Annotated in this window: 20 protein-coding genes; 4 read left to right on the top strand and 16 right to left on the bottom strand. The window is 47.3% G+C overall.

Going from position 1 to position 26414, the window contains the following annotated elements; genetic code table 11:
* The first annotated feature begins 1 nt into the window (after position 1).
* Complete coding sequence (locus HMPREF0240_RS01800) at positions 2-2584, top strand: PEP/pyruvate-binding domain-containing protein (protein WP_035312240.1); 2583 nt, start codon at positions 2-4, stop codon at positions 2582-2584.
* A gap of 14 nt (positions 2585-2598) precedes the next feature.
* Here HMPREF0240_RS01800 and HMPREF0240_RS01795 read toward each other — a convergent pair whose 3' ends face one another.
* On the bottom strand, positions 2599-5112 hold the full coding sequence (locus tag HMPREF0240_RS01795; protein WP_009001750.1) for an excinuclease ABC subunit UvrA: 2514 nt from the start codon (positions 5110-5112) through the stop codon (positions 2599-2601).
* Positions 5113-5283: 171 nt separating this feature from the next.
* On the opposite strand from HMPREF0240_RS01795, the gene HMPREF0240_RS01790 reads away from it, so the two are divergent.
* Positions 5284-6009 (top strand): MerR family transcriptional regulator, encoded by a 726-nt coding sequence (locus tag HMPREF0240_RS01790; protein ID WP_009001749.1) that lies wholly within the window; start codon positions 5284-5286, stop codon positions 6007-6009.
* A 412-nt stretch (positions 6010-6421) separates the two neighbouring features.
* Here the strand turns inward: HMPREF0240_RS01790 and glmM are convergent, their stop codons facing one another.
* Both glmM and HMPREF0240_RS01775 read right to left on the bottom strand, forming a co-directional pair.
* Positions 6422-7768, bottom strand: coding sequence for a phosphoglucosamine mutase (gene glmM, locus HMPREF0240_RS01780; protein WP_009001747.1), 1347 nt, complete (start codon positions 7766-7768; stop codon positions 6422-6424).
* A 159-nt stretch (positions 7769-7927) separates the two neighbouring features.
* On the bottom strand, positions 7928-9328 hold the full coding sequence (locus tag HMPREF0240_RS01775; protein ID WP_009001746.1) for an FAD-dependent protein: 1401 nt from the start codon (positions 9326-9328) through the stop codon (positions 7928-7930).
* 304 nt (positions 9329-9632) lie between these two features.
* Here HMPREF0240_RS01775 and HMPREF0240_RS01770 point away from each other — a divergent pair, with 304 nt between their 5' ends.
* The gene (locus tag HMPREF0240_RS01770) at positions 9633-10427 is read left to right on the top strand and encodes an HAD family hydrolase (RefSeq protein WP_009001745.1); all 795 of its coding nucleotides are present in this window, start codon (positions 9633-9635) and stop codon (positions 10425-10427) included.
* A gap of 459 nt (positions 10428-10886) precedes the next feature.
* Here HMPREF0240_RS01770 and HMPREF0240_RS01765 read toward each other — a convergent pair whose 3' ends face one another.
* The 9 genes from HMPREF0240_RS01765 to HMPREF0240_RS01725 form a co-directional block, all read right to left on the bottom strand.
* Positions 10887-11648 carry a DeoR/GlpR family DNA-binding transcription regulator gene (locus HMPREF0240_RS01765; RefSeq protein ID WP_009001744.1) on the bottom strand — a complete coding sequence of 254 codons (762 nt, stop codon included), beginning with the start codon at positions 11646-11648 and terminating at the stop codon, positions 10887-10889.
* A 348-nt stretch (positions 11649-11996) separates the two neighbouring features.
* Complete coding sequence (mtnA, locus tag HMPREF0240_RS01760; RefSeq protein ID WP_009001743.1) at positions 11997-13076, bottom strand: S-methyl-5-thioribose-1-phosphate isomerase; 1080 nt, start codon at positions 13074-13076, stop codon at positions 11997-11999.
* 80 nt (positions 13077-13156) lie between these two features.
* Positions 13157-13606, bottom strand: a complete 450-nt coding sequence (gene rpiB, locus HMPREF0240_RS01755; RefSeq protein ID WP_035312238.1) for a ribose 5-phosphate isomerase B — start codon at positions 13604-13606, stop codon at positions 13157-13159.
* A 413-nt stretch (positions 13607-14019) separates the two neighbouring features.
* Positions 14020-15393 (bottom strand): MFS transporter, encoded by a 1374-nt coding sequence (locus HMPREF0240_RS01750; RefSeq protein WP_009001741.1) that lies wholly within the window; start codon positions 15391-15393, stop codon positions 14020-14022.
* A gap of 59 nt (positions 15394-15452) precedes the next feature.
* Positions 15453-16304, bottom strand: coding sequence for a class II fructose-bisphosphate aldolase (locus tag HMPREF0240_RS01745; RefSeq protein ID WP_009001740.1), 852 nt, complete (start codon positions 16302-16304; stop codon positions 15453-15455).
* Positions 16305-16316: 12 nt separating this feature from the next.
* Entirely contained in the window at positions 16317-17768 is a 1452-nt protein-coding gene (locus HMPREF0240_RS01740; protein ID WP_009001739.1) for an aldehyde dehydrogenase family protein, read from the bottom strand.
* 3 nt (positions 17769-17771) lie between these two features.
* Positions 17772-18842 carry an alcohol dehydrogenase catalytic domain-containing protein gene (locus HMPREF0240_RS01735; protein ID WP_009001738.1) on the bottom strand — a complete coding sequence of 357 codons (1071 nt, stop codon included), beginning with the start codon at positions 18840-18842 and terminating at the stop codon, positions 17772-17774.
* Between the two features lie 30 nt (positions 18843-18872).
* Entirely contained in the window at positions 18873-19826 is a 954-nt protein-coding gene (locus HMPREF0240_RS01730; protein ID WP_009001737.1) for a carbohydrate kinase family protein, read from the bottom strand.
* A gap of 2 nt (positions 19827-19828) precedes the next feature.
* Positions 19829-20866: an NAD(P)-dependent alcohol dehydrogenase gene (locus tag HMPREF0240_RS01725; RefSeq protein WP_009001736.1), complete on the bottom strand. Its 1038-nt coding sequence runs from the start codon at positions 20864-20866 to the stop codon at positions 19829-19831.
* A 266-nt stretch (positions 20867-21132) separates the two neighbouring features.
* On the opposite strand from HMPREF0240_RS01725, the gene HMPREF0240_RS01720 reads away from it, so the two are divergent.
* The gene (locus HMPREF0240_RS01720; protein WP_009001735.1) at positions 21133-22131 is read left to right on the top strand and encodes an ROK family protein; all 999 of its coding nucleotides are present in this window, start codon (positions 21133-21135) and stop codon (positions 22129-22131) included.
* Between the two features lie 371 nt (positions 22132-22502).
* Here the strand turns inward: HMPREF0240_RS01720 and HMPREF0240_RS01710 are convergent, their stop codons facing one another.
* The 4 genes from HMPREF0240_RS01710 to HMPREF0240_RS01695 all read right to left on the bottom strand — a co-directional run bounded on the left by HMPREF0240_RS01710 (position 22503) and on the right by HMPREF0240_RS01695 (position 25858).
* On the bottom strand, positions 22503-23678 hold the full coding sequence (locus tag HMPREF0240_RS01710; protein WP_009001734.1) for an iron-containing alcohol dehydrogenase: 1176 nt from the start codon (positions 23676-23678) through the stop codon (positions 22503-22505).
* 21 nt (positions 23679-23699) lie between these two features.
* Positions 23700-24656 carry an aldo/keto reductase gene (locus HMPREF0240_RS01705; RefSeq protein WP_009001733.1) on the bottom strand — a complete coding sequence of 319 codons (957 nt, stop codon included), beginning with the start codon at positions 24654-24656 and terminating at the stop codon, positions 23700-23702.
* Between the two features lie 73 nt (positions 24657-24729).
* On the bottom strand, positions 24730-25278 hold the full coding sequence (locus HMPREF0240_RS23270) for a helix-turn-helix transcriptional regulator (protein WP_009001732.1): 549 nt from the start codon (positions 25276-25278) through the stop codon (positions 24730-24732).
* Positions 25279-25426: 148 nt separating this feature from the next.
* Positions 25427-25858, bottom strand: a complete 432-nt coding sequence (locus HMPREF0240_RS01695; RefSeq protein WP_009001731.1) for a hypothetical protein — start codon at positions 25856-25858, stop codon at positions 25427-25429.
* Positions 25859-26414 lie beyond the last annotated feature (556 nt).

Below are 26414 nucleotides of genomic sequence, written 5' to 3'. Positions count from 1 at the left end.
AATGGAAATTTTTGAACAAATAAGTACCGGACTTCCGGGGGCAGATGAAGTAATCGACGGCCTCCGCCCCGGTGATCATATCATCTGGCAGGTCGACTCTCTGGAGGCCTATGCTTTTGCTGCCCGCCCTTTTGTCAGACAGGCTGCTGCAGACGGCAAACGGATTCTTTATATACACTTTGGCAGCCATGCGCCCCTGCTGGATGAAGCGGTGCTGATGGAAGACGGCGCCGACTTTAAAATGTATACCATAGATGTTTGTCAGGGATTTGAAGCTTTTACCAGTGATATCTATCAGATTATCACTGCGGAAGGAAAGCACGCATTCTATCTGTTTGACTGCCTTACTGAACTGCAGCAGCACTGGTGTTCTGACCTGATGGTCGGAAATTTTTTTCAGGTCGCCTGCCCTTATCTGTCCGAGCTGGAAACGGTCTCCTGCTTCGCCCTTGACCGGAATGCCCATACTCAGGATACTCTTGCACGCATCCGTGAAGCGGCCCGCATCCTTTTGAATCTCTACGCCATAGACGGTCAGTACTACCTGCATCCTCTGAAGGTCTCGGAACGCTATTCCTCCACCATGTTTCTGCCTCACCGGCTGACGGAAACCGGCGCGGAATGTATTACGGACAGCGCAAGTTCCGCCGAATTATTTTCCCGGCTGCAGCTTCATACCAGGAAGCTGGATTACTGGGATGTCAGCTTTGAAGAGGCCAAGCCCTATCTGAATGCCGCTGCTTCGGAACAGGCCTATGTAAAAGAGAACCTGTTGAATCTGCTGATCGGACAGCGTTCCAGAATTGCCTCACTGAGCAGAGAATTTTTTACCCTGGCCGACCTCATCCAGATCGGCAGCCGCGAGATTGGCACAGGCTATATCGGCGGCAAGTCTGTGGGAATGCTGCTGGCCCGCAAAATCCTGGAAACCAGGAACCCCGATTTTTATAATAAGCATATGGAACGGCACGACTCCTATTATATAGGTTCGGATGTCTTCTATACTTATATTGTACAGAATGGCTGCTGGCGCCTCCGCATGGAACAGAAAACCGAGGAAGGATATTTCCGGGCCGCTGCAGAACTTCGTGAAAAGCTGTTGACTGGACATTTTCCAGCTGCAATCAGGGAACAGATCATGGTGATGCTGGAATATTACGGCCAGTCTCCCATCATCGTCCGCTCCAGCTCCCTTCTGGAAGATAATTTTGGGAATGCGTTTGCGGGAAAATACGACAGCTTCTTCTGTCCCAACCAGGGATCCCCGGAAGAACGCTACGATAATTTTCTTGAGGCCGTCCGCAAGGTCTATGCCAGCGTCATGAGCCAGGAGGCTCTGGAATACCGGCAGAACCGCGGACTTGCCGGCAGGGACGAGCAGATGGCCCTGCTGGTGCAGAGAGTATCCGGGGATTACCACGGGAAGTACTTCTTCCCCCACTGTGCCGGAGTTGGCAATTCTTCCAATCTATTCGTATGGGATAAGAACACCGACCCGTCCAAAGGCATGCTGCGTCTCGTGTTCGGCATGGGCACCCGCGCCGTAGACCGGGTCAATTCAGACTATCCGCGCATTGTGGCGCTGGACAAGCCGGAGCGTCCTCCCCTGCTTACTTATGGGGATGAAAGAAAGTTTTCTCAGCATTATGTAGATGTAATCAATCTGGAGGAAAATGAATTCCAGACCGTCCCCATCGAGGAGACCAAAGGGCTCCCCCTTAAGACTAATATCCGCCTATTCATGGAACCGGATTATGAACTGGCCAGACATTTCCGCGAGATAGGACAGCCGGGACGCAAGGTTCCGGACATTGTCAGTTTTACCCGCCTGCTGCGGCATACGGATTTTCCCAAAGCACTGGAAGATATACTGGCCGTGATATCGCATACCTACGACTATCCCGTAGACATCGAATTTACCTGCAACTTTAACGCTCAGGAAGACTATCGGATCAATCTGCTGCAGTGCCGTCCTCTGCAGACAAAAGGACTTGGTAAAACAATTGAATTCCCCGACACGGCTGACAAGAGCCTCTGCTATTTCTCATCGAAAGGGAATTTTATGGGCGGAAACGTGCGGCTTCCGGTTCACTATATCATCTTTGTTAAGATAAAGCCTTATCTGGAACTGAATGAGTATCAAAAATACGCCATCGCGAATCAGATCGGCACCCTGAACCACCTGCTCAAAGACCAGCATGCCGTCCTGATAGGCCCCGGCCGCTGGGGAACCACCACACCTGCACTGGGTGTCCCTGTCCGCTTCACAGACCTGTGCAGCATGGACGCCATATGCGAAGTGTCCTATGAGAATCTGGGCCTGATGCCCGACCTCTCCTATGGAAGCCATTTCTTCCAGGACATCGTAGAATCCAACATCTTCTACACCGCCTTGTTCCAGGGAGACAGCCACGTGCACTTCAACGAAGAAAAAATACTCGCGCACCCCAATATACTAAAAACACTGCTGGAAGGAAGCATAGAAGAAGAAATCTACTCCGATGTCATACACGTAGCAGATCTACGTTCAGAAGGGGCGGAGATCTATTCCGATATCGTGGAACAGAAGGTGATCTGTGTGTAGGGGGAGGGACGCCCTTACAAATACCGCCCCGTCACACTTACCCGTTTTTGTTTTATTTGGGAGGGCGTCCCTTCAAATATAATTTTCCCTCCTTTTTCTCCCCCTTCTGGCCCCATATCTATGATCCAGTCGCTGTTTCTGATGAGCTGTTGGTTATGCTCCACGACTATTACGGTATTCCCGGCATCTGTCATGCGGTTCAGGAGCCTCAGGAAGTGCTCTATATCAATTGGGTGCAGACCGGTTGTGGGCTCATCCATGAGATACAGGTTTTTTCTGCCTGAACTGCTTCCGATTAATTCTTTTGCCAGTTTCAAGCGCTGCCCCTCTCCTCCTGATAATGTTGTTAGGCTTTGGCCCAGCTGAAGATAGCCCAGACCTGCATCCTGTAGAAGCCTTAAGATTTTTATAATTTTCGGGATATTTACGAAATAATCGGCGGCTTCTTCTATCGACAAATCCAGGATTTCTTTGATTGACAAGCCTTTGTATTTGACAGACAGTATCTGGTCCTGGAACTGATTTCCATTGCAGATGGGACATACGACTTTTGTATCAGCAAAAAACAGCATGTTGTTGTCTACATATCCCATCCCCTGACAGTTTTCGCATCTGCCGCCCGGAGTGTTGAATGAAAAATGTCGGGAAGTTAACCCGGCTTTTTTTGCCGCCTCTGTTTTAGCGTATACTGCCCTGATCTCTGTATAGAGTCCGGAATAAGTTGCCACGTTAGAACGTTTCATTTTTGTAATCGGCGCCTGTCCGATTTCCACAATACGATCAAACTGTTCCAGGCCGTATACCTTATTGAGCAGTTCTTCTGGGCACCCGCCCGCAGGGCATGAATTACGGTGCGCCCCTGGGTTTACCTTGTTTTCCTCTGTTTCTGCACTGCCTTTTGCCAGCACTTCAAAAATCAATGTTGATTTTCCTGAACCGGAGGGGCCCGTGACAGAGGTAAAACAACCGACAGGGATGTCCACGGAGAGATGATCCAGATTAAACTTTTCGGCATTCTGGATCTGGATTTTTCCCTGGGGGCTCCGGTAGTCTCTCTTTCCGGGATGAGATTCCTGCAGATAAGCTCCTGTCACAGACTCTTTCTGCTGCATAATTTCCTCCAGTGTGCCGGACGCTATGATTTCTCCCCCATGTCTTCCGGAACCCGGACCGATGTCTATGATGTAATCGGCGCCAGCCATAATATCTGTATCGTGTTCAATAACAAGCACCGTATTCTCCAGATCGCGCATTCTCTTCAATATTTCCAGCAACCCTGCAGTATCTTTTGGATGAAGCCCTGCAGTAGGCTCGTCCAGTATATAAATAATACCGGACAATTCCGAGTCCAGTGCAGCCGCCAGGCGCAGTCTCTGCAATTCACCTCCTGACAGGGTGACGACCTGCCGGTCCAGAGACAGATATCCCAGCCCCACCTTAATAAAACGCTTCAGCTTCGTTTCTATATCCAGGAAATAAGCATTTACAAGTGCAATATACTGCTTTGAAACAGAGGCCTTCAGCTGTCGGATCCAGTCTGCCAGACGCTCCAGGGAATAAAATGACAGTTCCGGCAGACGGGTGCCGTTCACAGTAACATTTCTGCTCAGTTCACAGAGGCGCTCTCCTTTGCAGTCCGGACATTCCACTACGTCAAAATATGCCTCCAGCTGTTTTACATCCCCCTTCTTATCCGCCAGACGCCTCCACAATATAGGAAGCACGCCCTCAAACCTGCCTGAAGCCACTGTCTTAGGAGGGCTGATCTCAGGAAATATTTTCATAATCCGATCATTTTCTATACCATTATATAAAATCTCTTTTTGTATTTCACTGAAATCTTGTACAGGTATATTTTTGCCGGTCAAGATGCCATAGTGCTCAAAAGCAGCATACAGCACCGAAGTCTGATACTTACCATATTGTTTTTCCCAAAAGCGCACCGCACCATCTTCCAAAGACAGGCTCTCATCTACCACCTGTTCCCTTTTTACAGTATGCACTTTTCCCAGTCCTTCACATGTCGGACAGGCTCCTTCCTTTGTATTAAAAGAAAAATACGTGCGGGTAATTTTGTCCATCCGCTGCCCACATTTACTGCAAAACATATAGACATAGAAATCCGCATTTATTTTCTCCGTTTCCTCCCTGCAGTCTGCAGCTGAAATAATCTCACCGCAGTGCGGGCAGACCCTGACGCCCAGTTTCTCATATATCATCCGCAGATCCGTATAGATATCCGACTGCGTCCCCACTGTGGAGCGTGGATTCCTATTTCCATCCATCTGAGAAATCAGGATAGCCGGAGATGCGCCTCTAACACTTTCCACCTCAGGCTTGTGGATCCCCTCCAGCGTGATCGCTTCCAGATACTGCCGCTGGCATTCCTGAAACAAAACATCAATCAACAAAGTTGACTTTCCAGAGCCAGAAAGCCCTGTAAACACAACAAGTTTATTTTTCGGTATTTGCAGCGAAACATTTTTCAAGTTCCCCTCTTTTGCACCTGTAATTCTGATATCACTCATGCGATACCTCCCTCTTTTTCCTATTTGCCGGACACCGCACATCCATTTTCAGTTCCTGTATTATCAGTATACAACATTAATGCAAGCGGCAGAGTTTTATTATTTTTCTCCTTATTTCTTGTAAAAACCTTTCCACACTATTATAATATGTTCATAAAAAGGAGGTGGCGGATGATGGCAGTCAGACCAGTTGATATAGCCCGAAGATTCGGATTAAGCACCACAACAATACGCCGGTATGAAGATTTAGGACTGGTTCCCGCAGTAATGCGTGCTCCAACAGGTTATCGGATTTATACCGATGAGCATATCGCTTATTTTATCTGCATCCGGGAGATGATGAATGGATTTAGTCTGCAGATCATAGCCGGTATGCTCGGCTTTGTCATGAAAAACCGCATTGACGAGGCCCTGTGGCTGGCAAATAAAACCCAGGCTGAACTGCAAAATGACCGTCGAGTCTGTGAGCAGATGCGGCAGCGTTTTATTAAGAAACGCCCTCTTGGAAGATCCAAAAAGGAATATAGCATCGGTGAGATAAGCAGTATTACCGGAGTCCCCGCCTCTACGATCCGATATTGGAGCAACATCGGCCTCCTGTCCGCAGGACGCTCCAAGGAAAACAATTACAGAGTATTTACACAAAGACATATAGATGAAATTTTAATCTCACAGACTCTGAAACTATCTTCTTTTGCAGAAAACGAAAAATACTCCATTGGACTACTCCGCAGAGAAATCCTCCGTTTCCAAACCGAAGACACCGAAAAACTGGCCGCTGTCATTAATGGAATAGAAAAATATCTTTATCACAAGAACAGACAGCAGATAAAAAGCATCAGCGCTTTGTACAGACTTTGCGAACAAGTAGAATCCAATAAATTTGAAATCTGGTAAGAATTAAATCAATCAAAAGATGTAGAAGATTCCCCATATAAAGCAGGAGTACTACGACATCCCCCACACCTCCCTGGTATTTTCTTCCGCCGGGTGCGCCCAGCTGTGAGGAATTGAAAAACTGCATGCGGTGCGGGAACCGGACATAGGGGGGACTGGATGCGTCTTGCGGCTGTTAGCTGGAGTTGCGGAAAAAGGAAGGGAAACGGGAGTAAAAATTGTAATCACCAAATTACAATTTTTCCTGGACCCAGTATGTGAAGCCATCAAGGCTTCACATGCTGTGTCCAGGTTGCTCCTGTTTCCCTTCCTTTTTCCGTTACTCCAGCTTACTGCCGCAATCCCGTATCCAGTCCCCCCTATGTCCGGTTCCCGCACCGCATGCAGTTTTTCAATTCCTCACAGCGACCCCCTACCCAATAACAAGCCCTTCCGCTTCCATTACCTGAATGACTTGATTTACGTGTTTTTCGCAGATTTCGTCTGTCGCTGCTTCTACCATAACGCGCACTACCGGCTCGGTTCCGCTTTCTCTGACGAGGATGCGTCCATCAGTTCCGAGTGCCGCAGATACTTCTTCCACTGCCTTCTGTACTGCCGGATTCTCGCGTGCTGTTTTTTTGTCTGTCACACGGACATTTTTCAGCAGCTGAGGATAGATCTTGACTTCTTCACACATTTTGGCAAGGCTCTGTTTCTTTTCCATGATTACTTCCATGATCATCAGGGAAGTCAGTACACCATCGCCGGTTCTTGCATGCTTGCTGAATATGATGTGGCCGGACTGCTCCCCGCCCAGCACGTAACCGTTTTTAAGCATGTTCTCATATACATATTTGTCCCCTACGGCAGTCTGCTCATAATTCATGCCGACTTTATCGCAGGCTTTGTAGAGTCCCAGATTGGACATTACCGTCGTTACAATGGTATTATCCTCCAGGCGGCCCTGCTCCATCAGATATTTGCCGCAGACATAGAGAATCAAATCTCCGTCTACCACATTGCCGTTTCCATCCACGGCAATACATCTGTCGGCATCCCCGTCAAATGCAAACCCTACATCCAGTTTTTTATCCCTTACATACTGCTGCAGTATTTCAATATGTGTAGATCCGCAGTTTGTATTAATATTTGTTCCGTTCGGCTCATTATTGATCACATATGTTTTAGCTCCCAGTGCATCGTAAACGCTCTTCGCAATGCTGAATGCGCTCCCATTCGCACAGTCCAGGCCGATCTTCATGTCCTTGAAAGAACGGGTAGCCAGTGAGATCAGATGTCCGATGTAACGGTTTCTTCCTGCAGCATAGTCGATTGTGCAGCCGATGTTTTCTTTTGTTGCCAGAGGAAGCTCTTCGATCTCACCGTCGATATATGCTTCTATTTTTGCTTCAACTTCAGCTTCCATCTTATGCCCCTGGCCGTTAATGACTTTAATTCCATTGTCATAGAACGGATTATGGCTGGCAGAAATCATAAGACCGCAGTCAAAATCTTCCGTGCGCACTACATAAGATACACTCGGTGTCGTTGTCACATGGAGCAGGTATGCATCCGCTCCCGATGCAGTTAATCCTGATGCCAGTGCGTATTCAAACATGTAGCTGCTTCGTCTTGTGTCCTTGCCGATTACAATTCTGGCCTTGTGTTCACGGCCAAAATACCAGCCCAGGTAACGCCCCACCTTAAAGGCATGCTCCACCGTTAATACTACATTTGCTTCTCCTCGAAATCCGTCTGTCCCAAAATATTTGCCCATATACTTTTCCTCTTATTAATTTGTCTGGTTACTATAATAATGCTCCCTTTTATGGCAACATTTATTACCATTATATTCTCATCTTCTTCAGGATACAACTATTTTTTACAATCGCCGTACTGCCAGTTCTCCCCCAGGCCTGCTTCCGGCTGCGTACTGTTAACTCTCCATTTTCTCAATAATTGCCCTTGCCACGCAGAGTCCATTGGCAGATGCCTGCTGGAGCCCTCTCGTTACGGATGCTCCGTCCCCCATAGCCCGAAGTCCTGTTACGTTAGTCTCAAATTTCTTGTTTACAATAACTTTATTGGAATAGAATTTAACTTCTACACCGTACAAAAGGGTCTCGTCACTGGCAATCCCCGGGGTTACTTTATCCAAAGCCTGGATCATTTCGTCAATTGATACCATAATCCGGTGCGGAAATACAAGAGACAAATCTCCCGGCACTGCATCTTTCAAAGTTGGTGTGATATTATTTCTAAGCAGACGCTCTTCCGTCGTCCTGCGGCCCCTGCGGAAATCGCCGTATCTCTGGAGCAGTATTCTGCCTCCGCACAGCATATTACCAAGCTGCGCAATATGTTTTCCATACTCAATCGGTGATTTGAAAGGCTCCGTAAAATTCTTTGATACCAGAAGGGCAAAGTTTGTGTTATGCGTCTTCATGTCTTTTGATTTATATGCATGCCCGTTCACAACAGCCAAACCATGCTCATAATATTCCGTTGCAACCTCACCGGATGGATTTGTGCAGAACACTCTGACCTTATCATCAAAAGTAGGGGTGTAATACACCAGTTTAGCCTCATACAGCTTTTCATTAAGCTCTTTCATGATCTCATCGCGGACTTCCACACGGACACCCACATCTATGGTTCCGTTTTTCGTCTCAATATCGTGCCCCTTGCAGATATGGGAGAACCACTCGGAACCCTCGCGCCCTACTCCCGATACAATCTCCGGAGCATAAAAGGTCTCGTCTTTATCCGTCACGATCCCCTTTGCCACGCCATCCTCAATGATAATGTCCGTCACCATCGTTTTAAACATAATCTCCACACCGGCATCCAGAAGATGGTGCTGAAGGCGCGTGTAAATCTTATACCCTTCTTCGGTTCCCAGATGACGGATCGGACATTCTATCAGTTTCAGATTTGCACGGATTGCCTTGGAACGGATATCAGTAATCGCCTGCTGGTCTTCGATACCATACACCTTCTCGTCAGCTCCGAACTGCAGGTAGATGCTGTCCGCTTCGTGAATCAGTTCCGTAGCCTTGTCATACCCCAATATAGCCGGAAGCGTTCCGCCTACATCCGGTGACAGGGACAGCTTACCGTCAGAAAACGCACCGGCTCCCGCAAAACCGGTTGTAATTGAACAGGGCTTGCAGCCTACGCACACCTTTGTCTTTCGTTTCGGACACTGCCGCTCTTCAATACAGCGGCCCTTTTCAACCATCAATACACTCAGATCCGGCTTCTGACGTTTCAGCTCATACGCACAGAATATCCCGGATGGACCTGCACCAATAATTATTACATCATACTGTTTCATCTTATCCCTCGGCTTTCTCTGAAATCAATCTTTAAGTGTGCGGGAATTGCGTGGGGGTCTGACCCCTTTTGCAAAGGGGTCAGACCCCCACGCAATTCCCGCACACTTACCACAATAGAATAGTATCATACAATTTTCCAGAGAACAAGGCTATACAATCCGGCCAATTTGAGGTACTATATAAGAAGTATAACTTACTATAATGAAGCAAGCCTTATATCTGAATGTTCTGTATCCATGGCATCTGAGACGCCGGCAGGAACTTTTGTATAAGGCCTTTATAAATAGAATCTGGAGGTTTTATATGATTAAATTAGTAGCCAGCGACCTGGACGGTACACTTTTGCAGGGAGGTGCCCAGGAACTCACCCCGCATGCCGTTGAACTGATCCGCCAATTAACAGAAAAAGGGATACATTTTGTCTCTGCCAGCGGAAGACAGTATGATAACCAGCGAAGAGTATTTGAGAAGATTAAAGACGAGATCTCCTACATCGCCGAGAACGGTTCACTCTGTATACATCAGGGAAAGGTTATTTCCCGCGCCACTATCGAAGACAGCCTTGCCGCCAGAATTATTGCGGAAATCAAACGGGAAGAACACTTTGAGATAGTCGTATCCCGTGAGGATTCCTGCTTTATCGAGGACAACGATCCTGCCTTTGTCAATCACATCGTAAATGTCATGCACAATACAACCCAAATCGTGGACGATGTCTCCACTGTAGAAGGCCCGATCCTGAAAATAGCAATCTGCAACATGTCAGAGGGTTCCCATATCATGGATAAATACCTCAAGCACCTGCAGGATATATTCAAGGACGAAATCAAAGTAGTAACCTCCGGAAATATCTGGATCGACTTCATCGCCCCGGGCGCCAACAAAGCAACCGCACTCGAAAAAATAATGGAACTCTTCCATCTCAAACCAGAAGAATGCATGGCCTTCGGCGACCAGTACAATGACATAGAAATGCTCCAGCTCGCCGGCACCAGCTATGCCATGTCCAATGCGGCCCCTGGAATCTCCTACTATTCCACCTACGTAACAGACTCCGTAGAAGAAGTCCTCGAAGACCTAATAAATGAACTCGAGTGAGTGGAGTACTGGGTGAAGAGGTACGCCAGGCTGAAGCGGGGGGCAAAATGCTGCCGGGGGACACGGGGTAAGCGTACTAATTCGATCAACCGGATCGTGCCAGCACAAGAAAGTTAAGGAAGCACCGTCCGACTTCACCGCCGGCTCCCTCCCGGTGCAATCAGTTTTTTGGATGCGTCCAGCCGCAGGCCCCGTACATAGGGATGTCTGGAAGCGTAGGAACGGTTGTTAGCCAGAGTTAAGCAAAAGAGACGGAAAACCAGGGCGAAAATTGTGATTCCGAATCACAATTTTCCCTGGACTCAGCGCGCGAAGCCTATCAAGGCTTTGGGTGATGTGTCCAGGTTGCCCTGGTTTTCCGTCTCTTTTGCTTTACTCCGGCTTACAGCCGTTCCCCCGCTTCCAGACATCCCTATGTACGGGGCCTGCGGCGTCCCCTCTAAATCCCTCTTGCCCCCCCTAAGCCATCACGAGAGGGATCTCTTCTGTTTCTGCGCGTTTGATATAGTCTCTATTGACCTGATTGTCTGTTATGATCTTATAGACATCTCTTAATGGACAAATGACAGACAAATATCCGCCGCCGAACTTACTGCTGTCCGCCAGTACATAAACTTTTTCTGTGGCTTTTAAAATCGCCTGTTTTACCTGCATCTGCGATGTGGCTATGGATGTGATTCCCACATCAAAATTAATTCCGTGCACGCCGATGAATGCCTTATCTACATGGAACCGGGATATGTCTACTACAGCTTCGTCTCCCATCGTTGCTGCAAGATGCCCGCCCACTGAACCACCTACCATATACAGCTCCACATGCTTTAACCCTGCCAGCTCGATGCCCGACATGAGAGAATTTGTCACCACCGCTATGCTTTTTTCCGGATGCTGCTTGATATGCAGCGCCAGATAGAAGCTGGTAGACGAATCATCAATAATAATCGTATCCCGGTCTTCAATACACTCATACGCACACGCCGCTATCGCCCGTTTCCTGTCTGTATTCCGATAAATACTTTCTGCAGAATACTTTTTCTGGGGATTCTCTTCTATTTTAAGTGCCCCTCCATGAGTGCGGATCAGGAGCCCGGCCCGTTCCATACATTTAATATCGTTCCTTATTGTCACTTCGGAACAGCCTAACTCTGCACTCAATTCGTTTACACGAACCTTCCCTTTTTCTTCCAGTTCCTGCAATATTTTTCTTCTGCGTTCTTCCATACCGTTCCCCCTATGTAATATTTAGAAAAGTATTCCCGAACTATAACACCACAATTGTTAATAAGAAAATGATTTAACAGGTTTCCTTATGTCCACATTCTACCATATTTAACCGTCAGAATAAATCATATTTTTCCAATTTTTACCATTTTTTAACTTTTAGAAGAATAATGTTTCGGTTAAGAAAGCTACTCTTACGGTACTTCCATTACATTCACTGATGATAAACGACAATGAAACAGTTATCATAATATATTTTTAACATATAAAAAAGTGTTTTTTAAGTTTCTCTGCAAAATAAAAAGCACTAAATCAGCCGTATTACAGCTTACTTAGTGCTTCGTATCTTTATTTTATTTCATTTTTACCGGCAAATATTTTTCTAAGAGACTCCTCATAAGGTGCCCTAGCGACACCATATTCCGTCACGATTCCGGCGATCAGTTCATGGTCCGTCACATCGAAACATGGATTATATACCTTCACGCCCTTTGGCGCCATACGGTTCTCATACCACATCTCCGTCACTTCCTCTGCCGACCGCTCTTCTATCGGAATTGCATCTCCGGTTTGCAGGGACATATCTATCGTTGAGGTAGGCGCACATACGTACAGGGGAATCCCGTAATATTTTGCAACCGCCGCAACTACAGAAGTTCCGATCTTATTTGCCGCGTCACCGTTGGCGGCTACTCTGTCACAGCCTACGAATATGGCGTCAACCCATCCCTTTTTCATGACCGATCCAGACATATTGTCACAGATCAGAGTCACGTCCATTCCAGCCTCCTGCAGTTCAAAAGCTGTCAAACGCGCTCCCTGCAGAAGAGGTCTTGTCTCGTCCACAAAAATGCGGAACCCATATCCTTTCTCCTGGCCGAGATACATGGGTGCCGTCGCAGTCCCATATTTTACCGCCGCCAGTTTGCCCGCATTGCAGTGTGTCAGCAGCCCATCGCCGGGCTTCACAAGAGTCAGTGCATTTTCACCGATTCTTCTGCACACCTCTATGTCTTCCTCCCTGATACGCAGCGCCTCCTGCCGGAGCAATTCCTTCACCTCTTCCACATTACAGTCCATATACTCTTCCACTACTGTTGCCATCCGGTCGAGAGCCCAAAAGAGGTTCACGGCAGTAGGTCTGGATGTGGCCAGGTAATCCCTGGCCCGCTGAAAGGCCGCACGGAATTCCATGATATCATTCGTATTCAGGTCTTTCACCGCCAGATAAACTCCCATAGCAGCGGACACCCCAATCGCCGGAGCGCCCCTCACTTTCAGCAGATAAATGGCCTCCCACACGTCCTCGATATTGGTCAGGGAAAGCAGTTCAATCCGGCCGGGCAGCTGCGTCTGGTCTATAATCACCAGGGCACCGTTCTCCTCATCCAGTGATACTGTGTCATATTCAAGAATTGTTTTCGCCATATTCAATTCTCCTTTGTCTTTTATTCGCAAAGTGGACACTGCCACTTCAGCATCTGTTTCACAACTATCTCAAAAAGGAGTTATTCCCATCTGTCCTCGATCTCACCGAGCATATCCACTCTTCTCTGATGGCGTCCGCCCTCTTCAAAGCCTGTATCCAGCCACACTTCAACAATCATCTTGGCAAGCTCCGGTCCGATAACCCTTGCTCCGAATGCCAGAATATTGCAGTTGTTGTGCATTCTCGCCATCCGTGCCGTAAATGGTTCACTGCAGACTGCCGCACGGACACCTTTCACCTTGTTTGCAGCCAGTGAAATACCAAGCCCTGTTCCGCAGATCAGGATCCCCTGATCCACCTCATGATTCGCAACCGCACGTCCTACGATCTCACCATACTTAGGGTAATCACAGCTTTCTGCACAATTTGTCCCGTAATCTACAACCTCGTGGCCTCTTTCCTTCAGTAACTCGATAATCTCCGCCTTCATCTCCAACGCAGAATGATCATTGCCAATACCTATTTTCATTTTCTCCACTCCTCAGTAAATTTTATAAGTCTGTTGTCCTTCATCTGCCGGCACAAAAACTTTCCGCCCCAGATAAAACTAATACCTTTTTTATTGTCTACCATCATACATAAAATGTCAAGTGCACCGGTCCTCAAATCTACTTAACGGCTCTGCTATAAATCACAACAATAATTCTTCAAACCACTCGGCTGCCGTCTTCATTTACAAATACCCTCCTATAAAATATTTTCTTCCCAGTCGCTTTTATAGGCTTTTTACTGCCATTACGTTCCACCAAACGAATTCATACGCCTCCCCGGTTCAGAGTCCCTCCCAAAGCTGAACTTTCCCTACCGGCCTGATGTACCAGCTAAGAAACCGGGAAGCCTGACCCCATCCATTCGCGAATCTAAAGCTCGCTCCTAAGCTCCTTATGAATCTGCACCAGATTTTTTATTTTTTAGTTCTATCAGAATCTGAGCATACTTTCTTTTATCCAGCCTGTAGAACAGATAAGCAAGAGCCATCAGCAGCCAGACTGCCCCCGGAATCACACTGAAAAACAGCTTCATAACCGTCAGAACTGTTTCATTCTGCTGCTGATTCGCAACATACCCTGCTGCTCCCAGAACCGAGGCCACCAGTGAAGATCCCAATGCCATGCCGATCTTATTAGACAGAGAGGACAACGAGTACAGAAAGCCATCATTTCTGACACCGGTCTTCAACTCACCATATTCCACGCAGTCCGGAATCATAGCGTAAATACCTGAATTGTGCCCGCAGAGGAAGAACCATGATATCCCCGCAATGACACAGAACGCTACCGGATTATCTGACATTGAGAACCAATAAAAAGCAATGATGCTGACGCCGGTTCCAATTGCAAAAAATGCAGATGCCCAGCCCTTGTTGTGGGTAAATTTAAACACCAGCGGGTAACTTGCGGCCCCAAAGATTCCGGGGATAAGTAAAACTGCGGAATAGATAGAAAACAGTTTCACATTTCCTTCTACATATGTAAAATAATAAAGAATGTCTGAATTTCTTGCATAGAAGGTAAATCCCATCAGGCATTGTCCAATCAGCACAAGTAAGAACGGCTTGTTGTGTACCACACTTTTCAGCTGCATCTTTAAGTTGATTTTCTCCGTCTTTTCGACCTGGACAACCTCTTTTGTTTTGGCAAAACAGAAGAAATGACATGCCGCAAAAATACAGCCATATACAATTGCCACCAGAAGGTACCCCTGTGTGGAGCTGCCCTGTCCCAGTCTGTCTATCAACGGCACTGTAATAACATTCAGAATAGCAGTTGCCGCCATCGCAAAAGTTGACCGGAATGTGGTGATTTTTGCACGTTCTTCAAAATTCTGCGTCATCGCTCCGCATAAGGTTCCATATGGAATATTCACTGCGGTATACCCTGTAACCAACAATCCGTATGTAATAACCATATAGATAACTTTGCTGGTTGCGGACCAGTCCGGATGTGCCCAGAATGTGACAATCAATATCACTGCCGTAATCGGGGCCGCAATGAGCAGCCACGGACGGTATGTCCCCCATTTTGTTCTCGTCCTGTCTGACAAGCTTCCGATCATAGGATCATTGACCGCATCCCAGACTCTTGATACGAGCATGAGAGCCGCCACTGCACTCATGCTGATACCAAATACATCTGTATAAAAAATCATCAGAAAACTTCCAACAAACGCCCAGCTGAATGTACAGCCGACATCACCCATTCCATATGCGATTTTCCCGATCAGGGGAATCTTAATATCTGTCTCTTTCCTTTCCATAACGCCCTCCTTTTATTCCACAGCTTAGCAGCGGATCCACTTCCATGCTCTCGCCACATCTACAATTTCCCCTGACACATGCACATTTCCACAGATTCTTTTACAGCCGCCTTCATTGAATTCTTACCTGCGTCCAGAATATCCATTAATCCCAGATTCTCAGGATCCGCCTCCATAAATGCCTGCATTTCACTGATAAAGGATTTCCGCAGCACTGTACTGAAATTGACCTTGCAGACTCCCATTGTGATTGCTTTTTGTATCTGTTCTTCGGGAATGCCGGTTCCGCCGTGCAGTACCAGCGGTATCTTCACTACTTCCGTGATCTCTTTGAGGCGGTCAAAATCCAGCTTTGGATTCTCTGTATAGAAACCATGTGCATTTCCGATCGCAACGGCAAGGCAGTCTATTTGGGTCTCATCCACAAGCTTTTGGGCATCTTTGGGTGAAGTCAGGTACGATTTTTCCAGCTTCTCTCCCATCTCCGATGTCTGTCCGATGGTTCCGATCTCGCCTTCTACAGTGACCTTCGCATATCCGGCAAGCTCAACAACCTGTTTCAGAATTCTGATATTCTCATCCAGAGGAAGCTGTGAGCCATCATACATGACGCTGTTAAATCCACCTTGTATACATCTTACCGCATCTTCATAGGAAGAACCATGGTCGAGATGTACTGCTGCCCTGATTCTTTTATTTTTCCCCACGCTCCGGACCATATCCACAACAGTCTGTGGCGTGGAATAATAAGCTTCCGACCAGTGCGTCTGCAGGATAACCGGCGCCTGCATTTCCTCGGCCTCTTCCAGCACTCCCTGTATCGTCTCCAGATTGCAGACATTAAAGGCAGGGACTGCATAATGTCCCCTGTGTGCCTCCTCCATCAGCTCTTTCATAGTTACAAGCTCCATGTTTTTGTCCTCCTAATCCAGTACATATCTCAAGACAATTGACTTTGACTGTGTCACTTCATCCATGACTGCAGAAAGGCTTTCCCTGCTGTTCCCGCTCATGGGTTTCCCACCGCCAAACGGCAGTTCCGCTGCCCGGAAATTACCAGAACCATTGATCGCAATATGACCGGTTTTCAGCGCTTTTGCTGTCTTCATGCAGGTCTTGATATCCCTGGAAAATACGCCCCCGCCCAGTCCGTAAACGGAGCTGTTGGCTATCTCAACAGCCTCTTCCATTGTATCAAATCCAATGACTGGCCACACCGGTCCAAATACTTCCATATCCCTGGCAATATCCATATCCGGTGTCACATCTATAAGAATTGTAGGCTGATAGAAAGCACCGCTGCGCTTCCCGCCATACACGATCTTAGCGCCCTGTGAAACCGTCAGGTTCACCTGCTCTTCTACCCCTTTTGCCGCCCTTTCTGATATCATCGGCCCCATGGTTACCTCAGGATCCATCGGATCGCCTATGACCTCCTTCTCCAGATACTCCGATATCAGCCTGCTCACGAATTCTTCCTTTTTGGAGTTGTGGATCAGAAAACGCTTGGAGCCTGTACAGCACTGCCTGTTGTTCCGGCACTGGTCTCCCGCTTCTTTCACTGCAAGATCCATATCCGCATCTTCATATACGATAAACGGATCATTGCCGCCCAGCTCGAACTGGTAAGCCGTAAGATGGTTTGCCGCAGCCTTCGCAATACTCACGCCCACTTCTGTACTGCCGGTAAAGTTTACGGATGCGATTCGTCCATCGTTTACCAGCCAGTCCCCGATCTTCGCGCCGCTGCCTGTCAGAACCTGGACTACGGATGCCGGAACCCCTGCTTCCACTAACATCTCATGCAGTTTAAGTACAGCCATCGGATTGTAGGAAGGAGCCTTTACAATGACTGCGTTTCCTGCGGCCAGTGCTGCGGCCACTTTAAAGGACCAGATGGCCGGCGGGAAATTAAAGGGAATAATACATGCAATCACACCCAGAGGCTCATGAATGGTAAACTGGATATCGCTGTCATATCCCGGTTCCGTACCGATCGGCATTGTTTTCCCATAATAGTGCTTCGCCACTTCACAGGAGCCTTCAAATACATATGCCACAGAATCGAATTCCCAGACAGCTTCTTTCATGTACGGCTTGCCGGATTCTTTCGCCAGGATCTCTCCCAGCTCCAGTCTGCGCTCCATCACCATCCCGGCAAATTTCTTCAGCAGCCCGGTGCGCTCTCTGACTGTGCGCCCGGCCCATTCCTTCTGCCCTTCCACTGCTGTCTCAATGGCCCGCTTCACATCTTCTTTTGTAGCCCCAGGAACGGTTCCGATCACTTCCTGTGTGGCCGGATTTACCACGTTCTGTACAGCCTTGTCACTCGCATTAACAAACTCTTTGCCCGCCAGCATTTTCATTGCAATCATCTTCTACTCCTCCTCGGGTAATAAAATCACTTTCGTTGCTTCCTTATTTTTAACAAGTTCGATTCCTTCTTTCCACTGGGACAGCGGCATTCTGTGTGAAATCAGTGCTTTCATGTCCACCTCTCCTTTTTCCAGTAAACGGAGACAGTTTTTCCATGATGTGGAGTCATAACCCATATGCCCGATTAATGAAACGCCTTTCAGAGCCATGGCATCCAGTGAAAAGTCAACCGGATTTTTGCTGTATCCGATTTTTACGATCTTTCCGCCGTTTCTAACAATGTCAATCGCCTGTTTCAGGACAATCGGAGCACCCGCACAGTCAATAATCAGAGCAACACCCTCTTCCCCTGCAATCTGGCGGCATCTCTCTATTGCATTCTCTTTATCTGCAACTACCACATCTGTCGCACCCAGCTTTTTGGCCAGTGGAAAACGGACTTTTTCATCCTCTGACATACCAACGGCAATGATTCTTCCTGCCCCACCGTTTTTCGCCGCAATCATACTGAACAAACCAAGCGCTCCTGCTCCGAAAACGACCACATTCTGCCCCGGCAGCAAACCGCCTTCCTGGATCACCGCTTTGTATCCATTACAGCACGGATCCATCATGGCAGCATCTTCAAACTCTGCATTGTCCGGAATTCTGTAGAGACAGTTCGGAAATGCCTGCAGTACCTGTCCCGGTATTTTTACGTATTCTGCGAATCCGCCGTCCATATCATTTCCCATCCCTTTTCTGTGGGAACAGAAAAGATATTCTCCGCTTCCGCAGGCATAGCATTCACCGCATACATAGCCGGTATTGTCTGATACCACTCTGTCGCCCTTTTTCCATCTCGTTACATTTTTTCCTGTCTCACAGATCTCCCCGGCAAATTCGTGGCCTATAACGATCGGATAATCCACAGTTTTCCCTTCCACCGTATCGTAGTACAGCCCCAGATCTGAGCCGCAGATTGCCGCTGCTTTCACCTTGATCAGCACGTCATTTTCTCCCACCACGGGTTTTGGAATCTCTGTATACTCCAGTTCATATGGTCCATAGTCTTTTTTAATTACTGCTTTCATCTTGCTTCCTCCATTATTCGCCGCAGCTGTTTACTGCTTTTTCAGTTTGTTTAATAAATTTTGAACCTGTGTCCTGCTTTTTATAGCCCCTGTTGCCCCCACATGGCCTATAGATATGGCAGATACGGCGCTCCCGAATTCCAGACACTCTATGAGCTTACATCCCCGGATCAGGCCTGATATAAATCCTGCCATAAAGTTGTCCCCCGCTCCGGTTGTATCCACAACTTCCGCTGCAAAAGTGGGTACCCGCAGTGTTTCCTGTCCGGTATGGGCATAGACACCGTCTTTCCCGAGCTTTATGATCACATTTTTTACGCCATACCTGTGAAATGTCTCCGCAATATCCTCCAGATCTTTTTTCCCGGTAAAATGTTCCGCCTCATCTCTGCTCGGCACAATATAATCAAGCAGGGAAAGAGTATCCTTAATCTCATCCAGCGTACACTCTTTCCGGTTCAGCACCAGATCTGCGATCGTAAATGCACCGGCCTCCTTTGCCGTCCTTAAGATTGCGTAATTCTCCGCATCGTTCAGCTGCTCACTACAGAACAGGCTGGCAATGGATACCGCCTTTACTCCTTTTTGAATTTTCTCGAGAGCAACATCAGCCAGGGCAAACTCATCTGCCGTCCCGCCTTTTCTTGAGAGAAAGCTCCGCTCTCCGTTCCCGCCCACGAGGACAATGCTGGTGGAGGTAGGATACGCTTTGCTGACCGCGATTCCTTCCATATCCACGTTACATTTCCGGCAGTTTTCGATGATAAATCTTCCCTGGGCATCGTCTCCCACCAGCGTCAGCAGCCCGGCCCGGTGTCCCAGATCCGCAAGCGTTACGGCCTCATTTACCGCATCTCCTCCGGTCTTCATATCTATACTGTCCACAAATCCGGTGGTGCCTTCCGTAGGCATGCCGTTCATTCCCTTTACCAGAATATCCGCAACTGCCATCCCAACACAAATTACTTCAAGATTCTGTCCCATTGCTATTCCTCTACTTTCACAACCGCTTTTACCATAGACTGCTTATTGGAAATACAGTCTTCAAACGCCTTCTGTGTATCTTCAAAATCATAGATTGTAGATATAATCTTATCAATCGGCAGTGTGCCCGATGCAACTGCATCAATGGCAACCGGATAGATATTGCGGTATCTGAAGTTGGATAAAATAGTCACTTCTTTATCTACAAGAAGCTGGAAATTGAACTTCGTCTCTCCCACCACATTTCCAATCATCATGATGGTACCGCCCCGCTTCACTAACGAAACGCTCTGGCCCGTTGTCACTGCGCTGCCTGCTGTCTCATACACAAAATCTGCACCGCGGCCCTCCGTGATCTTCATATATTCTTCGATAACGTCTGTCTCTTTCCCGTTGATCACCCTCGCCGCACCAAGCTCCATGGCTTTGTCCAGGCGGATATCAAACAAATCCACCACCGTGATATCCGTTACCCCCATGGACTTCAGGGAAAGCAGTGTGACAAGTCCTATGCATCCTGCTCCTAGAATGACAGCCTTATCCCCAACCGTGATCTGAGAATTCTTAACTGCATTCATTCCAACTGCAAGCGGCTCAACGAGCGCCCCTTCAAGAACAGACATCTGTTCCGGGAGTTTAAAGCATAATTCCTCCGGATGCACAATATATTTGCGGAACGCTCCATTATAGGGAGGCGCAGACAGGAACTTCACGTCCGGGCAAAGGTTGTATTTGCCGCTTTTACACCACTCGCATTTGCCGCATGTGATTCCCGGCTCTAAGGCCACCTTATCTCCGACCTTTAGTTTTGTAACGCCTTCACCGGTCTCTACGACTTCTCCGGCGCATTCATGCCCCAGTATGTATGGATAGATATCCGGCCATGCCGGCTCACCGTACTGGTAAAGATGTACATCTGATCCACATACTCCACAGTACTGAACCTTAACCTTTACATACCCCTGGCTGCATTCGGGCATTTCTGTTTCACGGATTTCCATTTTTCTGTTTTCTAAAAGATATACCGCTTCATTTTTCATTTTTCTACTTTTCTCCTTCCAGCTCTTTGTAACTTGTTTTTATAATACGTTCGGAATTTAATTATGTCAATACGTTATTATAAACATTTTTCTAACGTTTATAATAATTAGCATTATAGACAAAAACGCACTTGCAAAATTGTGATATTTTCCTATAATCAAAGTAATAAAACAAGTAAATATCACTTGCAAATAATGTTCTGAGATTATATAATCGTTTTTATAACCAGTTAAATATTGGACCTCTAGGGAAAGGAAGATTCATTTTGGAAATAACTACTTTTAATCAAGTCAAATTACATAATGTAAATCTGATCAAAAATGTTTTGCGTTCTGTACCATCCGGAACAAAGCATTCTGTTGCACAGATTACCGGATTGAGTATAGCAACCTGCAATACCATTTTGAACGAATTAACAGAAAGCCAGGAGATCATACCTATCGAAACCGGCACACCATCCGTAGGGCGACCACCCAAGTCCTACAAGTTTAACAAAGATTATTCTTATATCTGCTGCCTGTTTCCCGCCGTCACAGACGGGCAGAAGCATATCAACTACGCAGTCGTCGACCTTCTGGGAAATATCATATTTGAAAATTCCCGGCAGTACAAAGAGATTTACTATTCCGAAATCTATACGCTGGTAGAAGAACTGATCACAAAGGAGCCGCGGATCAAAACAATCAGCATCGGCATCCCCGGCTATTATAATAATGGGAAGATTGACTCCTGCGGAGTCGAAGAATTAAATGGATGTAATCTGATAGAACTGCTGGAGAAGGATTTTCACAGAACAATCTATCTGGAAAATAATATGAATGCAATTGCATACGGATCCTATGCAAACAACTGCCTGCAGCAGGATTCCGAATCCGGATTTGTGATGATTTCCTTTTTTCCGGATATCAGCATTGGTTCTGGTATTATACTGAACGGAAAGATTGTACACGGATATTCCAACTTTGCCGGTGAAGTTTTATATCTTCCTTATTCCGAGACCGAGATCCACCACCTGATAAAACAGGGTAACCAGGCAATTATTGATTGTGCTGCCATGGCGCTGGCATGCTACTGCGCCACATTGAACCCCTCACTCGTTGTCTTTACCGGCGAGATCCTCACCCCGGATATGCTGGACCCGATCCGTGAAAAATGCCTGAAGGCGATTCCTCAGGAACATCTTCCGCAGATCCGGTATGAAGAGAACTATATGGAGTCTTATATTGCCGGGCTTACCCAGATTGCATTTGACCATATGTTTTAAAATAGAGTTTCGCTTGCGAAACTCGCGCCTGCGGCAGTCGCACCGCGACATCTACCTCTTACGCCGCAGTGCGCATCCCCCCGGGAGGGCTTTTTTATCTTATAGACGAACTTTCTATAAGATAAAAAAAGAGTTTCGCTTGCGAAACTCGCGCCTGCGGCGGTCGCACCGCGACATCTACCTCTTACGCCGCAGTGCGCATCCCCCCGGGAGGGCTTTTTTATCTTATAGGCGAACTTTCTATAAGATAAAAAATGAGGGATGATATCCTTATAACCGGATATCATCCCTTTTCTGTATGTCTTAATGCCAATACTCACATCTGCGGGAAAGGCATCCCCTGCCCCGCAGTCCGGCAACAGTTTTCCACATTATAAAGCAAGCCGGTATATGTTTTCCACATCTTCTTTCCCAAGTTGAACAAAACTTCCAAGCGTTCCGCTTCTTCCATCTCCAAAACAGCTCTTTTCTGCCATGGCAGGGATATCTTCCTCTTTTGCTCCAAGTTCCCCAAAGGATACCGGCATGCCGATTGAACCGAGAAAACTCTTGAAGGCCTCAATCCCTTGAAGCGCCGTGTTCAGAGGATTTTCAAAATCCATCTGGCATCCCCAAAGCCTGACTGCGATCTGTGCAAATCTCATCGGATTATGCTCTACAGTATACCTCATCCACGCCGGGAATATTACTGCAAGCCCTGCCCCATGGGCGCAGTCATACACTGCGCTGAGCTCATGCTCGATATCGTGGCTGGACCAGTCCTGTTCCCTTCCCACACCGCAGGTATTATTATGAGCAACCATACCTGCCCACATAATATTGGCCCGTGCTTCATAATTATCGGGATCGGCAATCACTCTGGGTACTTCTTTCACCATAGTAAGAAGGACTGCCTCACAGAGCCTGTCTGTAATCTCAACGTCTTTTGAATTTGTAAAATAACGTTCAAATACATGTGCCATTATATCGGTTGCACCGCATGCTGTCTGATAAGCGGGCAGTGTCTGGGTCAGTTCCGGATTGAGGATTGAAAAAGCCGGACGGATTCCTTCACCTGTGGCACCACGCTTGAACATGCCCTCTTCTTTCGTGATCACAGAATCCGGTGAGCCTTCGCTGCCTGCTGCCGCAATCGTCAGAATCGTCCCCACCGGAAGCGCCCTGTCTATTGCTTTCCCCTGATAGAAGTCCCAGAAATCTCCGTCATAGATTGCCCCTGCCGCAATGGCTTTTGAGGAGTCAATCGTGCTGCCTCCGCCTACCGCAAGCACAAAATCCACGCCTTCATTCCTGCACAGCTCAATGCCCTCGTATACCAGTCCGCTTCTCGGGTTTGGCTTCACGCCCCCAAGTTCTACATATTCGAGCCCCTCCCCTTCCAGGGATGCTTTCACTCTGTCCAGCAGCCCGGAACGTTTTACGCTCCCCCCGCCATAATGAATTAAAACTTTACTGCCGCCGAAACGTTTTACGTAATGCCCTGTTTCCTCTTCCTTACCTCTGCCGAACACAAAATATGTAGGGCTGTAAAATGTGAAATTCTCCATAATAACTCTCCTTCATCTTTCTTATTTATAATCTGCTTTTTCAAAAGGAATCTCAAAACTGTCCATTGCTTCCTTTAAATTCTCAGCATTACGCGGACCATACAGCGGAAGACACTGAAAATCCTGGCATGTATAGAATCCCAGAACTGCCTGTGTCACGGTTGCCTGATACTTTTCCATCGCCATTTTCACTTTTCCAGCCAGTCTGATATTTTCAGGTGTATAGTATGGGGAATCCACCACTGAATCTTCCCCTTTTTCTATAAAATTATGGAAGAAACCACCGCAGATCCCCATATATGGCATAGCCAGATTCGCCGGATTCTCCTTATGATACCTCTGCATCTCCTCATCGATATACCGCATGGTGTCGTCCTCCAGAGGCTTCATATATCGGGAACCCAGATTGAAAAGTACCTGGTTCGCCGCAAACCCCCGGTATCCCTGTTTCCTGCAGTACTCGTCTGCTGATCGCATTCTGCCCGTATTCCAGTTCGAACAGCAGTAATAGCGGATCTTTCCTTCCTTTACAAATGTCTCCATCGTCTCAATCAGTTCTTCCACCGGTATGGACTCATCATCCCGGTGATAAAAATACAGGTCTATATAATCCGTGCGCAGCGCCCGCAGAGACAAATCTACATCCTGCCGCATATCCTCCTTTTGCATCCGGTTTTTATGAAGATCCGGTTTGGGACAGGTCATATCAGGATGTCCCCCCTTGGTGATCAGCACGATCCTGCTCCTCTTGCCGCTCCGTTCCAGCCAGTCCCCCAGAACCCGCTCGCTGCGCCCTGATTCCGGCAAAACCCAGTCGGAATACACTCGCGCAGTGTCAAAGAGATTACCGCCCATGTCAAGAAAGGCATCAAACAAGTAATCTGCATCCTTCCCATCCCACTTCAGACCGGCATTCACACACCCCATCCCCATGGGGGATAATTCCAGTTCTGTATTGGGTATCACAATTTTTTTCATTCCAATACTCCTCTCAAGTCAAAGTACCGGCGGCAATATCACTGCCCCGGCACTTCTATTATAATTATTCTCTTTACTTTTGTATATACTTCTTCAATGCTTTTATCAGAAGCCAGACAATATAAACAAATACTGCCAGAACCGTAATATTAATTCCATACATCACCCCTACCGCAAAAGAAGACTTCTCCAGCATCACCACAAGAAAAATAATCAAAGCCACCAGATATATTCCCCATCCAATGAGCCCCCATCTTCTTTTTTTCGGCCTTCCCGGATTTTCCCGGTCACCATTCCCGCACATACTGTTTTTAGTCTGCCCGCCGGTTCCACAGGTCCCCGAGCCGGATGGATCATAAGCCTGAAAGCTCCCAGCCGTAACATTCCCGGCTGTTGCAGTGTCCCCGCCCTCATCAGGCGTCTCCCGTTCCGGTTTCAGAAGATAATCCAGAGATACCTCCAGAATTTTCCCCAGCTGTATCACATTCTCCGTATCGGGTATGGTATCATTCAGCTCCCATTTGGAAACCGCCTGCCTGGACACGCCCAGCAGGGCTGCCAGCTCTTCCTGGGACATGCTTTTCTCTTTCCTGTGCTTCTGTATCTTTTCGCCCAGTGTCATACGCTTCTCCTCCTTATCTTTTCTGCCTTTAATATACCATCCCCGTATATTTTGAGCTACCAGATCGAATTTACATCGCCGCAACCCGGAGTTGCATCGCCCAGTTTCCAGGCATTTTACTACTCAGAAAAAATCTCAGAAGCGCTCTTTATACAATCCGTTTATAAGGACTCCGCCCATTTCTAAAATACCGTACATACCGCACCGCCTCACAGCCGGCAAGAACCGCGCCCAAAACCATAAACTTATCCGAATACATCCCCACTACATAGGGAAGCAGCGGAACAGGTGCCTTAAAATAAAGAATCTGTGCAAACAGCATCAGCACCGCCGGTATATCAATCAAAACAATTTCTACCCACATGAAGTATTTCTTGGCAATCCCGCCCAGAAGGGCAATCACCGCGGCGGCCAGCAGCCAGAACACCACCATGGAAACCAGAGCCATATACCTGTACCTGGCCTCATAGGTTCTCTCAAGCTGCCCCAGAGCATATTTCTCCAACCACAGATTACACCCAAATATAACATACACGAATAAAACCAAAATGACTGCTCTAAATTCTTTCACTGTCTTCATCTCTATCCCTCCACTTCCCTTAACCCCATCATCAAATACACTTTAACACTTTCAGTTTAACACAGGCGGAAGTTATCCACAATTGAATATCCCCCGCCCGAATACAAAACTAATAAAATCTAACTGTTTATCCCTCAGCCAGTACCTAACCAAATCTCAGGGAACAAGCTTTAGCCTTGTGAACGAATGAGGACGCGAAATAAAGGAATAGCCTTATACAACAATATACATATTCTTTCCATATTTACAGAACATAGCTGATATACTATGAATCATTTACCGGAACTTTTACGTTCCACCAAGCAAATTAATACGCTGCCACGGCTCAGAGCCCCTCCCAACGCTGAACATTTCCTACCGGCCGGATGTACCAAGCTGAGAAGCCGGGAAGCCTGACCCCTGTCGGGAGCATAGATGCCATTTTAAAAGTCCTAGAGTTTACGTTAGAGGCTCTTAAGGAACAAACATAGAAAATGGCGGGCAGAATTTGTCGTCTCACGGCAAATTCTGAAGCGGCCTAAGACCCGAAATTATCGAATTTCGGGTTGCATGCCGC

This window comes from Clostridium sp. D5 (assembly GCF_000190355.1).
GTDB classification, from domain to species: Bacteria; Bacillota; Clostridia; order Lachnospirales; family Lachnospiraceae; genus Faecalicatena; species Faecalicatena fissicatena_A.
Note: the sequence above shows the minus strand (reverse complement) of the source record. Positions and strands in the feature narration are given on the sequence as shown.